The sequence below is a fragment of the Halomonas colorata genome (genome assembly GCF_014897985.1).
GTDB lineage: Bacteria > Pseudomonadota > Gammaproteobacteria > Pseudomonadales > Halomonadaceae > Vreelandella > Vreelandella colorata.
In genome coordinates this window covers 23,965-38,280 of sequence record NZ_JABUZA010000001.1, presented here as the reverse complement: position 1 = coordinate 38,280, position 14,316 = coordinate 23,965, and the positions used below count along the sequence as shown (strand labels likewise).

The following is a 14,316-nucleotide window of genomic DNA, read 5'->3' as shown; positions in this document are numbered from 1 at the left end:
ATGACGACTCAACAGAAAACACCGCTTGAGCGCTTCCAGGAAACCACTAGCGAGCACCAGCTCACCATCATTCACGATGAAGGCTTTCACCGCCATTTGCATTGCGGGCGTCCGGGTAGTGGCGATCGACATTTCAACATCACCACGTGGCCAGGCTACCTCTGCATCAGTGGCGATATGGGCTGCTACGTATTCCAGCGCGTTGAGGACATGTTCGAGTTCTTCCGCAATGACGATCTGGGCATAAATCCAGCTTATTGGGCTGAGAAAGTGCAGGCAGGGCCTCATACAGCGCCCGATTTAATCACAAAGGAATGGCTGCCTGAGAAGTTCCGATCGGAAATTAAAGAGTGGTTTGACGATGCCACTGAGGATTGGGGAGAAGAGGACAAAGCCGAAGCCTGGGAGGAAGTTAAAAGCGAAGTGCTTAGCGAAGCTGATAACGAATATGCCGCCATTACCGCAGCGCTTGAATTTAGATTCGATGACAAGGAGCTGTTTCAAGACTTCTGGGAAGTCGACTGCAAGAAATGGAAAGGCCACTACATCTGGTGCTGCTTCGCCGTGGTGTGGGCTATCCAGCAGTACGACGCCGCTAAGCAGAAGGAGGCAGCATGAGCACGTTTCGCGTTTACGGCATGACCGAAGCAAAGGCCCGCCAGATGTCGCGCGCCCTGCCCCCCCGGAATCAGGAGCCTATCGAGGACTACGAAAAGCGTGTTCAGGAACGCTTCGAAAAGCTGATGGGCGGCAACCAGGAAGTGCCGCTCAGCGCCTCTTTCGATGCGCCCCAGTTCGCCAAGCAGTTTATCGACATAGCGCGCCGCTCTGGTCGCTGCCGAAACCTGCACATCAAGTACCCAGTGCAAGTTAAGGCAATGCGGAAGAGCAAGCCTGTCATGAAAACCGTATGGACGACCTGCGAGCAATGACCTTCGACGAACAGTTCGACCGAATTTTCAAACAGCCAGCGCCAGCCAAAGGCGACCAGCCCAAACAGGTAGATCAATAACATGAGTATCAGCGATCAATTCAATGAACTAGCCCAGCCTGCTGATGAAGCCCACGGCGGCGATGACATGTATCGCCTTGTGCTGCGCGCCCAGGAACACCATCAGGCTGTGCGGGATCAGATGGAAGGCATCATCGCCATGAAGGACAAAGGCATAAAGCTTGGCGATGCCGTCCAGTTTGAGGCAGGCACCGATCTGCACAAAGGCTTTTTAACCGGCCTTCAAATTGCGCTCCACCTGATAGGGGATTTCCCGCTCAAGGTTGAAGAGTCCAGCGACAGCGAGGGCGAATAACATGTGGTTCAAAAGCCTACACCTCTACCGCCTACACGCCGCCCCTGCTGTCGATGCAATACAGCTGGCTGAGCAAATGGCCTGCTATGCCACCAAACCCCTGGGTAACGCCGACGCTCGCCGTATTGGCTGGGCAGCGCCAGCCGGTCGCCTGGGCGGTGGCCAGCTGATTCACGAACTCCAGGGGCACCGCCTGCTAAGCGCCCTACGCCAGGAGCGCATGCTGCCCGCGTCGGTTGTGAAGGAAGAAGTCGACGAGCAGGTAGCCGACATTGAAGCCCGTGAAGGCCGCAAGGTAACGCGTAAAGAGAAAACCGCGCTCAAGGAGCAGGTCACCGAAGCGCTACTACCCCGCGCCTTTGTGCGCCAGCAGAAAATCGACTTGTGGTGGGACACCGAGCGCAACCTAATTGGCATCAATGCCGCCAGCCGCTCACGCGCTGAGGACGTACTCGATCTGCTACGCGAAACATTGGGCAGCCTGAAAGCCACGCCCCTGTCATCCCAGACGCTTCCAATCCGTGCAATGACCACGTGGCTAGGAGATCCGGTTAGCCGTCCGGCTGACCTTCAGCTCCTCGATGGTGTGGAGCTGAAAGCCAAAGGCGATGACGGCGTAGTGCGCGCCCGACAAGTCGATCTGGATAGCGACGAAATGCAGCAGCTCCTGGAAAGCGGACGCCAAGCCAGCAAGATGGCGCTCGGCATTGAAGGCCAACTGACGTTCATGCTTCACGACGATCTAGCGCTCAAGTCGCTGCGCTTCGGTGATGCGCTCATCGAGGAAGCCGACCACGCCGACGATGGCGACGACGCCCTAGCCCGCCTTGAAACTGACTTCGTTCTAATGGCTGGCAGCCTGCGCGATAACGTTGCCCGGCTGATTGAGTGGCTGGGTGGGGAGAATCAGCAAGAAGTGGCGGCAACTAAGGGCGAGGTACGGTCATGACAGCCATCTACACCACTGACCCCAAACAGGGCGATAGCGTCATGCTCAGCGAGATAGCCAGCCGCTACAACATCAGCCTATCGACCGTGTCCCGGCGCTACGCACAGGGCAAACGCGGCAATGCATTAATCAACGGTGCAGATACAGCTGCCCGCGTTGCCGAGCTAAAAGCCGCCGCACGTGCCTGCAGCGCACGTAAAGAGGACGTAATCAAGGCCAGCAGTTACGCCCTAATGCGCCCGCTTAAACAAATTGCCAGCGCCAGCAGCATGCTTGGAGGTGCGCCGTGAACAAAGAAGCCGTTCAGCTCAAGGCCTATCACGTTCAGGAAGACTGTGAAGGCACCTGCGTGATCGTGTTTGATACAAATAGCGCCTCAGCACGCCGCCGTGGTGCTGGCGAATTAAACGTGGAGTGGGAATCCGTACAGTTTTGCCGACGCGCACCATGGGCAGACCAGTACGCCGCTGCTAGCCGTATTCCTCATCAAGCCATGCTGAATGAGGGATGGTGGCTTAGCTGCGGATGTTGCGGCCAACGAATCAGCGAAGACGTGATTGAAGACCCCGAATCTGACTGTCTCCCCGTCATCGTGGGCGATTGGATTTATTACAACGCGCAACACCATAACGACGAAATGGCCGAGCAAAAGCGCCGGCATGAACAGGAACTAGCTGCGCTTGCTGATGCAAGGGCAAAGTTCCCAGGCGCTGAGGTATCCCATTATCACCGTGATGGCTTCGGCAGAGACGCAGTTTGCGTTCTTGCCCCTGGCACTGAAAAACCAGCCCGTTGGGCAATTGGTGCGGACACGGTGAGCGCCTCTGAGTGCGACAAAGAAGCGTGGGTTGCCTATGTGGCATCGATTAAGGAGGCCAGCCAGTGAACTATCAACGCCCTAACACAGAGCCGTTCATGCACTCGCCCAAAGCCTGCATCAGCTGCCAGCAATACCAGCACGTTGGCTTTGATGAAGATAAGCATTGCCCGTTTACACAGCAGTCATCGCTACAGCAAAAGCCAAGCCGCACACCTTACGGCCGGTGCGATCGCCATGGCGTGCAGGTGTTCGCAACGCAGATATGCAACTCACACGCGCCGGATCCGCATATTGAATGCTTTGCCGTAGTGAACAGGCCGGAACCAAGAGTAGCGATTCAGGAGGGTATGCGGCTATGAGTGCAGCACTTGATGAGCTAATAGAGACAAACGCCCGCTATGTCGCTACGGAACCGGCGCTGGATCCAAGTAAAAAGCAGCAACGAATAGACGCTCTAGCCGCCGAAGATCGAATGACGGATGGCGAGATAGTGCTAAAGCGCTTTTTCAATTCGCCGGTGGGCATTCAGTCGCTGGATCACCTGTTGTCATGCTGGCGACCCGGCAAAGGGCGTGGCTGGACTGACATGCGCGTGCTAACCACGTTAGAAAAGCTACTGGCGGCAACGCTGATACAAGAAGTAAAAGGCGCGCTAGAAAAGAAATACGAGCTGACGGAACTAGCCTACCGCCATTACTCAGAGCACGGGAGGAAGAAAGCGTGAGCATCGATCACAACTACGCGCGTGGAAAGCTAAAGATTTTATTGCGGGATCTGAGCAACTACAACGCCGGTGAGTTCTGGCGGGAAATGAGCCGTATTGCATCAGGCGCTACCGCCTCGATCCACGCGGAGGGATTAAAAGCTGAACGCGATGCGATGGCTGACAGCAACACCCAATTAAGTCAGCAGAATGAAGAGCAAATAAGGATGAACGCTAAGTTGATGCACGAGCGCGACGAATACCACAGCCACCTTAACGCCATCGCGGAAATGACAGGCAATGGTGATGATATTGGCGCAGCTCACGAAGGCGTAAACGCCGTGGTCGAGGATCTGAACAGGCACAAACGCATGTTTGCCGCCGCTTGCGAAACGCTGGGTGAAATTCAGCAAGTGCTGGGCAATGAGATTGTGGGCTGTGAGCCTGTCCTGGTTAAAGAGTTAGTCGAAGAGCGCGACGCGCTGGCGGCGCATGTTGAAGCGCTCTCTTCAAATGCCGTGGCTTTAGCTAATGCTTGTGAAAACAAGACTGACCTGCCGCTGCATAAGTGGGCCGTGAAATGCGCAATGCTGGTAAACCGAGTTTATAAAGCCGCTGAAGAAAAGCCCACCACCACTCTAGCCCGCCACGATGCCAACATTCTAAGAGAATACGCCGATAAGCTTGAAGCGGATGAAGCACCAGATGCAGAAGCTGGCGATATGTGGGATGCGAGCCAGTGTGCCGACTGGATGCGTGAGCAGGCAGATAAAGCAGAGGCCCAGCAATGACCCAGCCCACTCACACCCACCGCATTAGCGGTGGGAAGTATTACGAAGCTGCCCAGCACCAGGGCACCGGTGAACTCGAAAATGAGTGGCTAGTGCTTTATCGGGACCTGGACAAGGGTATTGATAGCATCGCCAAGCTACATGAATGGGAGGCTGGATGGAGACGGTTAGAAAAAGACGACTGCCCCCTGTGCCTGGGTAGCGGCATCGATCCCATCAAAGGCGTTAAGTACAAGCCGTGCGGCCACTGCTACGGACTGGGAAAAGTGAAAGGAGACGGCGAGCAAGCAACTGAACAGTGGGACGTTGCAGACATCGCCTTAACGATCATCACCCCGCTACGGGAAAAGCTGGAAAGCTTGCAGCGCATCGCAGACAACCCAGCAGTTCAGGCGCTTCTCGAGCAGGAGCGCCAGCAGGCCATCATCGAAAGCACGGCGCGTAATGAGCAGGCATGGCGCGAAAGCACTGGCTATGGCCCTGGTGGCCAGCGGCATACAGGAGACTGACATGCAACCACTACTGACTCCACAGGACGTGGCCACCCTGCTTGGCGTGTCATCCAGCTGGGTCTATTCGAACAAGTCGCGCATCGGATTTATTACGATCGGAACAGCGGTTCGCTTTGATAGCGACGATGTAACGCGCTACGCTCTCAGCCGCAAGCGCGGCCCTCAGCACGACGAGGAACGCAAATGGGAATCACAGTCCGATACAGAGAAAGCCGCGACAAATGGATCGTCACGGAAACGCACAACGGTAAGCGACATCAATGCTCGTTTGAAGGCACCAAGGAAGGTAAGCGCCAGGCCGACGAGTACGCAGCGGCACGGCTCGCTGCAATAAACGATGCCCGCTTTAACGGAGAGGTCATGGGGCGCCAGCTACGGCGCACCTTCCTCGAAGGGGTTGAGCGTTGGATAGATGAATACGATGTAACCAGCCAGGTTAAAGCCATTAAGCCCGTGGTGGCATACATGGGCCCTAGCGTGATGTTGGGTATAGAGTCGGTCGACAAAGCCCGGCAGATGGCGAAAGACCTGCGCCAGCGAGGGCGCAGTCAGAGCACAATTAACAACCACGTACAGGTTGTAAAACGGGTGCTCAACCTGGCGTACAGAGAGTGGGAGTGGATAAGTCAGCCGTTGGGAGACAAGCTCAAGAAGCCCAACCCGAAAAACGAGCGGCATGTTTATCTAACTGAGGGGGATTTGCGGAGGTTGTTGCAGGCAATACCCGATAGCCGTGGCGATGATAAGAAAGTCATCGCCCTGGCAGCCGTGACAGGGCTGCGACAGGGCGAGCTGTTATCGCTGGATCCGTCTAACGTCAGCGGCGGCCGCATTATACTGCGACCAAACCAGACGAAAAGCGGCAAGGCCCGAGTGGTACCGGTACCGCTGGATGCGCAAGAGTGGTTGCGAGACCTGCCCTTTAAGAGCGCGCATTACACGATACGGCATACGTTCGAAACTGCAAGGACGGTGATCGGGAGAAAGGATCTACGGTTTCATGACCTACGCCACAGCTACGCGAGCCTGTTAGCCCAGGCAGGCGAGAGCATGACGCGGGTGCGGGATCTGCTGGGGCATTCCAGTTTGCTGGTGACCAGCCGGTATACGCATATGTTTGACCGGGACCTTGATGGAATTGGCGCAAGACTGCCGAAATTAGGTGAAATTGTTAGCGACCAGCCGATTATTGTCAGGCATTAATCGGAAGCTTTAAGCCGCAGCAGGTGCGACCAAAATGCGGCGACATGCGACCAAACTGCGACCAAGCGCTAAGTAAGACCAAACGACAGGCATAAAAAAAGGGGCCTAAGCCCCTGAATATAAAGATGGTGCCGGTGGCCAGACTCGAACTGGCACACCCGTAAAGGCGGCGGATTTTGAATCCGCTGCGTCTACCAATTCCGCCACACCGGCAATGGATGCGCATTATACGGAGATAACCCTTGAGGTCAATCACATTGACTGACTTTATCTAGCGAAGGGGGTATCCTATGCCGCCTGTTTGACCACTGTTAAGAGCCAACCCATGCAGCGCGCGGACTTTTATTTCGAGCTACCCGATGAGCTGATTGCTCGCTACCCTTCTGAACAGCGCAGCGACTGCCGTTTGCTGTGCGTGGATGGTCAGAGCGGCGCGCTTGAGCATCGCCAGTTTACGGATCTTCTTGAGCGCCTAAATCCCGGCGATTTGCTGGTATTTAACGATACCCGCGTGATCCCCGCCCGCCTGCACGGCCATAAAGCCAGCGGCGGCAAGGTAGAGATGCTGCTTGAGCGCCCGCTGGATAGCCATCGGGGCCTGGCGCATATCCGCTCGAGCAAATCGCCCAAGCCCGGCACCGAGCTGATTTTTGAAGGTGATATTCACGCCGTGGTGGAAGGCCGCCGCGATGCGCTGTTTGAGCTGCGCTTTTTGGGTGATACGCCGATGATCGCGCTATTAGAGCAGCATGGCCATATGCCGTTGCCGCCCTATATCACCCGGGAAGACGAACTCAGCGACCGCGAGCGTTACCAAACCGTTTACGCCCGCCGCGATGGCGCCGTGGCCGCCCCCACGGCGGGCCTGCATTTTGATCAGCCGATGCTGGATGCCCTGGCTGAAAAAGGCATCAACAGCGCGTTTGTCACTCTGCACGTGGGCGCGGGCACCTTTCAGCCGGTGCGGGTGGACAATATTCTTGAACACCATATGCACAGCGAGTGGATTGAGGTGTCGGAAGCCGCCTGCCAGCAGGTACGCGAGGCGCAAGCGGCGGGCAACCGGGTGATTGCGGTGGGCACCACCAGCGTGCGCTGTCTGGAAAGCGCCTGCCAGAAAAGCGATGACGGGCAGATAGCGCCCTACAGCGGGGATACGGATATCTTCATCTATCCAGGCTATGAGTGGCGCTGTGTGGATGCGTTGATTACCAACTTCCACCTGCCGGAATCGACGCTTTTGATGCTGGTGTCGGCGTTTGCCGGCTATGACACGATGATGAACGCCTACCGTGAAGCAGTTGCCGAACGCTACGCTTTCTTTAGTTATGGTGATGCGATGCTGCTTACCCGCTAGCGGCTACCCTGTAAAAGCCGCAACACCGCTTTATCGATGATTACTAAACGAGTTACGACAATGCGAAACGAATGCTTTATGCGCTTTGAGCGCCTGGCCGACGATGGCCGCGCTCGGCGCGGTCGCCTTCACTTCCCCCGTGGCACGGTTGAAACCCCCGCGTTTATGCCGGTGGGTACTTACGGCACCGTAAAAGGCATGACGCCGGATTCCATCAAGGAAATCGGCGCTGAAATCATCCTGGGCAATACCTTTCACCTATGGCTGCGCCCGGGCACCGAGGTCATTGAAGCCCACGGCGACCTGCACGACTTCGCCCAGTGGGATAAGCCGATCCTCACCGATTCCGGCGGCTTCCAGGTATTTTCGCTTGGCGAGATGCGTAAAATCACCGAGCAGGGCGTGCATTTCCGCTCGCCGGTAGATGGCAGCAAGGTGTTTATGGGTCCCGAAGAGTCCATGGCCGTGCAGCGCTCGCTGGGCTCTGATGTCGTGATGATCTTTGACGAGTGCACGCCCTACCCGGCCACTTATGAGGAAGCCGAGAAATCCATGGAGCTGTCACTGCGCTGGGCAAAGCGCTCCCGCGATGCCCACGGCGACTCGCCTTCAGCACTTTTCGGCATCATCCAAGGCGGCATGCACCCTGAGCTTCGCGAGCGCTCGCTCAAAGGGCTTTTAGAGATCGGCTTTGACGGTCTGGCGATTGGCGGGCTTTCCGTCGGCGAGCCGAAAGAAGAAATGATCAAGGTGCTCGACTATCTGCCCACCTGGATGCCTGACGATAAACCCCGCTATCTCATGGGCGTAGGCAAGCCTGAGGATCTTGTGGAAGGCGTGCGCCGCGGTGTGGATATGTTTGACTGCGTGATGCCGACCCGCAACGCGCGTAACGGCCACCTGTTTACTGCCGATGGCACGGTCAAGATTCGCAACGCCAAGCATCGCCATGACACCAGTCCCCTTGAAGAAGGTTGTGACTGCTATACCTGCAAGAATTTCTCGCGCGGCTATCTTCACCACCTGGACCGCTGCAACGAAATGCTGGGTTCGATGCTCAATACCATCCACAACCTGCGCTACTACCAGCGTGTAATGGCTGATTTGCGCGCGGCAATCGAAGCGGGTACATTGACGACCTTTGTGGAAGGCTTTTATGCCCGGCGCGGCCTACCGGTGCCTCCCCTAGCCGAATAGAGTTCACCCGCTTTGGCGGGTGAGCAAAGGGGCGCTCATCAACCTAAGCGTTAATCAGCGCCTCTTCTAACCCTTTCACCCATTTAGGGTATTAACCCAGGAGTTCTCTGCAATGCTGGATTTCTTCATCTCACCAGCCCACGCCCAAGAAGCGGCCGCTGGCGGTGGTATCGCGCAAATCGTCATGCTGGTCGGTTTTGTGCTGATTTTCTACTTCCTGTTGTGGCGCCCCCAAGCCAAGCGTGCCAAGCAGCACAAGCAGCTGGTGACTAGCTTGGACAAAGGCGATGAAGTCGTCATTGGCGGTGGTCTGGTAGGCCGCGTCACAAAGGTCAGCGATGAGTTCCTGACCCTTGAAGTGTCTGAAGGCACCGAAGTTAACGTGCAGAAGAATGCCGTTGCCGCCGTACTGCCGAAGGGCACCATTAAGTCCATCTAACGCCCGCAACTCCCCCTGCCGATCCAGTGCCAGCCACCCCGGCAGGGGTGCCATGGTAGGTACGATGGTAAATTTTGCTGTGCATGGAATCCCCATGCACAGCAATTCCGTTTGTAATTGAAGGCAGGGCTTGCATGCTCAACCGTTACCCCCTGTGGAAGTATCTACTGATACTGGTCGTCCTGGTGGTTGGCCTTATCTATTCGCTTCCCAACTTATTCCCCGCAGATCCCGCTATTCAGCTCAGCAGCGCCCAGGGTGACACGCTGGAATTGCGTCAAATCCAACGCGTTGAAAGCGCACTTGAAGAAAACGACATCGTCGTCAAAGCCTCTGAGCAAGAAAACGGCCAGTGGCTGATTCGCTTGCGCAACAATGATGACCAGCTAAGCGCTCGCGATATTGCCGCTGATCTCTTAGGCAGCGATGCAACCGTGGCACTTAACCTTGCAGACGCCACGCCTCCATGGCTGCAGGCGTTTTCCGCCTCCCCCATGACGCTGGGTCTTGATCTGCGCGGTGGCGTTCACTTCCTGCTGGAAGTGGATATGGAAGCGGCACTCACCCAGCGCCTGGAAGTCAATGCCAGCGCCATGCGTGAACTGTTGCGCAGCGAACGTATTCGTTATCGCAACACCGAGGTTGAAGACCGTACGCTGTCGATCGACTTTGCAAGCTCTGAAGACCGCGACAGCGCACGCCGCTTGATTAGCCGTGACTTCCCCAATTTCGAATACAGCACGCAAGGCAGTGGTCGGTCTTCTTCGCTGGTGATGACGCTGAGCGATCAGACCGTCAACGAAATTCAGGACTACGCGATCAACCAAAACTTAACCACCCTGCGTAATCGGGTGAATGAGCTGGGTGTTGCCGAGCCAATGGTTCAACGCCAAGGGCCGAACCAGATTGTGGTCGAGCTACCCGGCGTACAGGACACCGTAGCGGCCAAGCGGATCGTGGGCGCGACGGCGAACCTTGAGTTCCGCCTGGAAGCACGCAACGACACGCCTAATGCAGAAACCGAAACCCTCTCATTCCGTAATGATGCAGCACGCTCGGCCGAGCTGATGCGCGACGTAATCATTACCGGCGACAGCGTTTCCAGCGCCAGCAATAGCTTCGATGAAAACGGTCGTCCGCAGGTAAATATCAATTTGGATGGCACCGGCGGCACGCTGATGAACCGCGCCACGCGCACCAATATCGGCCGCAACATGGCGGTGCTGTTCATCGAGCATAAGAGCGAAGACACGGTGGTCACCGACCCGGATACCGGCGAAGAAACCATTGAGCGCGAGCCTTATGTTGAGCGCGGCCTAATCAGCTTAGCGACCATTCAAAGCGCACTGGGTAACAGCTTCCGGATTACCGGCCTGGACTCGCCGACAGAAGCCGCTGAGCTTGCGCTGCTGCTACGTTCCGGTTCGCTGGCCGCGCCGATTTACTTCGTGCAGGAGCGCACCATTGGCCCAAGCCTGGGTGCGGAAAACATCGATCGCGGCCTGCTGTCGGTGCAAATCGGCTTGCTGCTGCTAGTGCTGTTTATGCTGGCGCGCTACAAAGTGTTCGGTATTTTTGCCAACGTTGCTCTCGCCCTCAACCTGACGATTCTGGTCGCGGTAATGTCGATGCTGGGCGCCACACTCACCCTGCCGGGTATCGCCGGTATCGTACTGACGCTGGGTATGGCGGTGGATGCCAACGTGCTGATCTTTGAGCGCATACGTGAAGAACTGCGTAACGGGCTATCGATTCAGCAGGCCATTCATGCAGGCTACGAGCGCGCCTTTACCTCGATTGTCGATGCCAACATCACCACGCTGTTAGTCGCGGTGATCCTGTTCTCGATTGGTACCGGCCCGGTCAAAGGATTTGCGGTCACGCTCTCTATCGGCATTTTGACGTCCATGTTCACCGCGCTAATGGTGACACGCGCCATGGTCAACCTGACCTACGGCAGCAAACCCGTCAAAAAGCTGTGGATCTGAAGAACATGGATCTGAAGAACATGGATCTGAAGAGCATGGACCTGAAGAGCATGAACCTGAACCACGCGCTCAGCCCAGAATTTAAGAGGTGGTAATGAAACCCCTATCAAACCTGCAAATCGACTTTATGGGACGGCGCAACCTGGCGTTCATCGTCTCTGCTGTAATGCTGATTGTGTCGATTGGCGCCCTGGTGTTCCAACAGCTCAATCTGGGGCTCGACTTCACCGGGGGCACGCTGATTGAGGTTCGCTATGGCGCAGCACCCTCTTTGGATGCTATCCGCCAACTGATGGTGGATAGCGGCTTTAGGGATGTCTCGGTACAAACCTTCGGCGCCTCAACCGAGGTTCTGATCCGTTTGCAGCAAGCGTTTGACCCTGATGTGGGCAGCGATGTCGTCAACCTGCTGCGCACCAGCGGTGAAAACGTCAACCTGGTGCGTGCCGAGTTCGTCGGCGCCCAAGTAGGTGACCAACTGCGTGATCAAAGCGGCCTGGGCCTGCTGGTCGCACTCGGCGTGGTAATGCTGTATGTCGCTTTCCGCTTCCAGTACAAGTTTGCCATCGGGGCGCTTTTAGCCCTGCTTCACGATGTAATGATCGTGGTGGGCATCTTCGCGCTGTTCCAGCTGGAGTTCGACCTGACGGTACTGGCGGCTATTCTGGCGGTTATCGGCTACTCACTAAACGATACGATCGTGGTGTATGACCGCATTCGTGAAACAATCCGCACCTCGCGTATCGATGATATGCCGCAGATCTTTAACGAAGCGATCAATGCCACCCTGTCGCGGACGCTGGCCACCTCCGGCACCACAATGCTGGTGTTGATTGCCCTGCTGATCCTCGGCGGCGATATGATCGAGAACTTTGCGATCGCTCTGCTGATCGGCATCGGCGTGGGTACGTTCTCCTCCATCTACATCTCGGGTGCCCTGCTGCTTCCGCTCAAACTTTCGCGTGAGGACCTGATCCCCACCAAGAAAGCCATTGATGAAGAGGAAGAAGAGCTGCCCTGAAAGAAAGCGGTGTTCCAACACTGATAAGCAGCCAACAAAAAGGCCCTGCCGAAATAACCCGGCAGGGCCTTTTTAGTACGTAAATAATAAATAGCTATTCATTACCCACTATTCACAACTCACAACTCACCATTCACCATTCACCAACTCACTATTCACCATTCACAACTCACCAATTACTATTTACCACTTACCATTCACTACTTAAAAATGCGGCGCCAGCTGCTTGATCAGCGCTTTATACAGACGTGGGCCTGCGGCCATCAGCTGCCCTTCTACCTTGACGCTGGGCTGGCCATCGGGCGTGCCCATCAGCGCACCGGCTTCTTTAAGAATCAGGCTGCCTACCTGCATATCCTGCTCTTCCATACCCAGCACAAACGCGCTATCAACACGACCGCTAGCCAGTTCGCACATATCCAGCAGGCCGCTACCGGTTGCCAACAGCGTTTCTACCTGGGGGGCAAGCTGTTGGGTCACGGAAAGATAGGCAGGGAGATTACGAGGGCGCAGCCAGGCTTCGGGAAGGCTCATGGCCAGGCGCGTGCCGGTAATCGCAGTAGGTTTACTAACCCGCATACGTTTACCATTGTGCTGAGCGCCGCGGCCGCGGCTGGCGATATATTCATCATCACCAAACGGCGAAATGACCACCGCGTGTTCCGGACGGCCTTTAACAAGACACACCACTGAGAGAGCAAAGCCTTTACTCGCCACCGCTAAATTAGAGTAGCCATGCATGGGTTCAATCTTCCAGACGGTATCAGCACCCTCGCCTTCACCTGATTTGTGTGAAGTATAACGGCCAACGTAGCCGTGCAGGGGGTAGCCGCGCTCCAATTGATGCACAATAGTCGCTTCAGCCTTGCGCGCCGTATCTTCTAGCAGGCGGTCAAGATTGGACTCTTCATGGGCGTTTTCGATACGTTCACGGACACGTAAAAATTGTTCAACCGCGCTGCGCGCTGCGCGCAACGTAAATTGGACCATCGGATTCATGATCGGGCCTTGTCGCAGTGATGTTAAAGAACAGTAGGCAGGGGGTTGCCTTTGGCGCGCAATTCTAGCAGACCACTCGCAGGCATGCTATCGACTCGTGCTAAACTGGCCGTTTTCCGCTTTTGATCATCAAGCCCGCTTACCGAGCCCTATCCACCGAGCCCCATCACTATGCTTGAACGTATTCGTATTGTTTTAATCGGCACCAGTCATCCCGGCAATATAGGCGGCGTTGCCCGCGCCATGCACAATATGGGCTTGGCCGATTTAGCTCTGGTCGCTCCTCGCTGTGAAATCATTACCCAAGACAGTATTTCCCGCGCCTCCGGTGCTGACCACCTTTTGCATCAGGCAAGCGTACACGCGACGCTTGAAGAGGCCGTGACCGACTGCACGCTAGCGGTGGGCGCCAGCGCCCGTTCGCGCACCCTCCCCTGGCCCATGCTAACCCCTCGTGAAGTGGCGGATCGTCTGCCTGGCGAGTGCCAAACGCCTGATTCACGCGTAGCGCTGGTCTTTGGTCGTGAAGATAGCGGCCTGACCAACGCCGAGCTTCAGCGCTGCCATGCCCATGTGCATATTCCCACCAACGCAGATTTTAGCTCGCTTAACCTGGCCGCCGCGGTGCAGGTGCTGGCCTATGAGTGCCGCATGGCCTGGCTAAGCCAGCAAGGTGCCGCGCCTGTGCCTGATGCGAATGATGAATTAGCCCTAGTAACTCATGAAGAGTTAGAGCGCTATTTTGAACACCTGGAACGCACGCTGATCACGATTGAGTTTCACGACCCAGCACAACCTCGCCAACTGATGGCGCGGCTGCGCCGGCTCTATTTGCGCGCGCGGCCAGAGAAAATGGAAATGAATATTTTACGCGGCATTTTATCTGCCACTGAAAAAGCGGCAGGCAAGTAATAACCGAACCACTTTAATAGGCAGGGCAGGCGTAAACTTGAAGTTACTGTCAGGTGCCCCAACCTCGCTACCCTGCTAACGGTATTTTAATTGCTTAACTGGCCGTTTTATTGACCGT

The 14,316-nt window shown here is 56.2% G+C and carries 18 protein-coding genes and 1 tRNA gene; 17 read left to right on the top strand and 2 right to left on the bottom strand.

Annotation, left to right across the window (positions count from 1 at the left end):
- The 11 genes from INT33_RS00220 to INT33_RS00170 all read left to right on the top strand — a co-directional run bounded on the left by INT33_RS00220 (position 1) and on the right by INT33_RS00170 (position 6,285).
- On the top strand, positions 1 to 618 hold the full coding sequence (locus tag INT33_RS00220) for a hypothetical protein (RefSeq protein WP_193090832.1): 618 nt from the start codon (positions 1 to 3) through the stop codon (positions 616 to 618).
- Positions 615 to 932 (top strand): hypothetical protein, encoded by a 318-nt coding sequence (locus INT33_RS00215; protein WP_193090831.1) that lies wholly within the window; start codon positions 615 to 617, stop codon positions 930 to 932. Before INT33_RS00220 ends, INT33_RS00215 begins: the two co-directional genes overlap by 4 nt.
- 81 nt (positions 933 to 1,013) lie before the next feature.
- Positions 1,014 to 1,307: a hypothetical protein gene (locus INT33_RS00210; protein WP_193090830.1), complete on the top strand. Its 294-nt coding sequence runs from the start codon at positions 1,014 to 1,016 to the stop codon at positions 1,305 to 1,307.
- A 1-nt stretch (position 1,308) separates the two neighbouring features.
- The gene (locus INT33_RS00205) at positions 1,309 to 2,256 is read left to right on the top strand and encodes a recombination-associated protein RdgC (RefSeq protein ID WP_193090829.1); all 948 of its coding nucleotides are present in this window, start codon (positions 1,309 to 1,311) and stop codon (positions 2,254 to 2,256) included.
- Positions 2,253 to 2,546: a hypothetical protein gene (locus INT33_RS00200; RefSeq protein ID WP_193090828.1), complete on the top strand. Its 294-nt coding sequence runs from the start codon at positions 2,253 to 2,255 to the stop codon at positions 2,544 to 2,546. The genes INT33_RS00205 and INT33_RS00200 overlap by 4 nt, the downstream gene beginning before the upstream one ends.
- On the top strand, positions 2,543 to 3,142 hold the full coding sequence (locus INT33_RS00195) for a hypothetical protein (RefSeq protein WP_193090827.1): 600 nt from the start codon (positions 2,543 to 2,545) through the stop codon (positions 3,140 to 3,142). The genes INT33_RS00200 and INT33_RS00195 overlap by 4 nt, the downstream gene beginning before the upstream one ends.
- On the top strand, positions 3,139 to 3,435 hold the full coding sequence (locus INT33_RS00190) for a hypothetical protein (protein WP_193090826.1): 297 nt from the start codon (positions 3,139 to 3,141) through the stop codon (positions 3,433 to 3,435). The genes INT33_RS00195 and INT33_RS00190 overlap by 4 nt, the downstream gene beginning before the upstream one ends.
- On the top strand, positions 3,432 to 3,800 hold the full coding sequence (locus INT33_RS00185; RefSeq protein ID WP_193090825.1) for a hypothetical protein: 369 nt from the start codon (positions 3,432 to 3,434) through the stop codon (positions 3,798 to 3,800). The genes INT33_RS00190 and INT33_RS00185 overlap by 4 nt, the downstream gene beginning before the upstream one ends.
- On the top strand, positions 3,797 to 4,570 hold the full coding sequence (locus tag INT33_RS00180; RefSeq protein ID WP_193090824.1) for an Mce/MlaD family protein: 774 nt from the start codon (positions 3,797 to 3,799) through the stop codon (positions 4,568 to 4,570). The genes INT33_RS00185 and INT33_RS00180 overlap by 4 nt, the downstream gene beginning before the upstream one ends.
- Positions 4,567 to 5,079: a hypothetical protein gene (locus tag INT33_RS00175; protein WP_193090823.1), complete on the top strand. Its 513-nt coding sequence runs from the start codon at positions 4,567 to 4,569 to the stop codon at positions 5,077 to 5,079. The genes INT33_RS00180 and INT33_RS00175 overlap by 4 nt, the downstream gene beginning before the upstream one ends.
- A gap of 186 nt (positions 5,080 to 5,265) precedes the next feature.
- Positions 5,266 to 6,285, top strand: a complete 1,020-nt coding sequence (locus INT33_RS00170) for a tyrosine-type recombinase/integrase (RefSeq protein ID WP_193090822.1) — start codon at positions 5,266 to 5,268, stop codon at positions 6,283 to 6,285.
- 126 nt (positions 6,286 to 6,411) lie between these two features.
- Here INT33_RS00170 and INT33_RS00165 read toward each other — a convergent pair.
- Positions 6,412 to 6,498 (bottom strand) — tRNA-Leu (locus INT33_RS00165).
- Between the two features lie 112 nt (positions 6,499 to 6,610).
- On the opposite strand from INT33_RS00165, the gene queA reads away from it, so the two are divergent.
- The 5 genes from queA to secF all read left to right on the top strand — a co-directional run bounded on the left by queA (position 6,611) and on the right by secF (position 12,287).
- Positions 6,611 to 7,642: a tRNA preQ1(34) S-adenosylmethionine ribosyltransferase-isomerase QueA gene (queA, locus tag INT33_RS00160; protein ID WP_193090821.1), complete on the top strand. Its 1,032-nt coding sequence runs from the start codon at positions 6,611 to 6,613 to the stop codon at positions 7,640 to 7,642.
- 78 nt (positions 7,643 to 7,720) lie between these two features.
- A complete protein-coding gene (gene tgt, locus INT33_RS00155) occupies positions 7,721 to 8,839 on the top strand; it encodes a tRNA guanosine(34) transglycosylase Tgt (protein WP_456064846.1) in 1,119 nt (372 codons plus the stop codon).
- 112 nt (positions 8,840 to 8,951) lie between these two features.
- Positions 8,952 to 9,278: a preprotein translocase subunit YajC gene (gene yajC / locus INT33_RS00150; RefSeq protein ID WP_018918121.1), complete on the top strand. Its 327-nt coding sequence runs from the start codon at positions 8,952 to 8,954 to the stop codon at positions 9,276 to 9,278.
- Between the two features lie 134 nt (positions 9,279 to 9,412).
- Entirely contained in the window at positions 9,413 to 11,266 is a 1,854-nt protein-coding gene (gene secD / locus INT33_RS00145) for a protein translocase subunit SecD (RefSeq protein ID WP_193090819.1), read from the top strand.
- Positions 11,267 to 11,360: 94 nt separating this feature from the next.
- Positions 11,361 to 12,287: a protein translocase subunit SecF gene (gene secF, locus INT33_RS00140; protein ID WP_192538612.1), complete on the top strand. Its 927-nt coding sequence runs from the start codon at positions 11,361 to 11,363 to the stop codon at positions 12,285 to 12,287.
- A gap of 204 nt (positions 12,288 to 12,491) precedes the next feature.
- Here the strand turns inward: secF and INT33_RS00135 are convergent, their stop codons facing one another.
- Positions 12,492 to 13,286, bottom strand: coding sequence for an inositol monophosphatase family protein (locus INT33_RS00135; RefSeq protein WP_193090818.1), 795 nt, complete (start codon positions 13,284 to 13,286; stop codon positions 12,492 to 12,494).
- Positions 13,287 to 13,457: 171 nt separating this feature from the next.
- Between INT33_RS00135 and INT33_RS00130 the strand changes: the two genes are divergently transcribed.
- Positions 13,458 to 14,198: an RNA methyltransferase gene (locus INT33_RS00130; RefSeq protein ID WP_193090817.1), complete on the top strand. Its 741-nt coding sequence runs from the start codon at positions 13,458 to 13,460 to the stop codon at positions 14,196 to 14,198.
- Positions 14,199 to 14,316 lie beyond the last annotated feature (118 nt).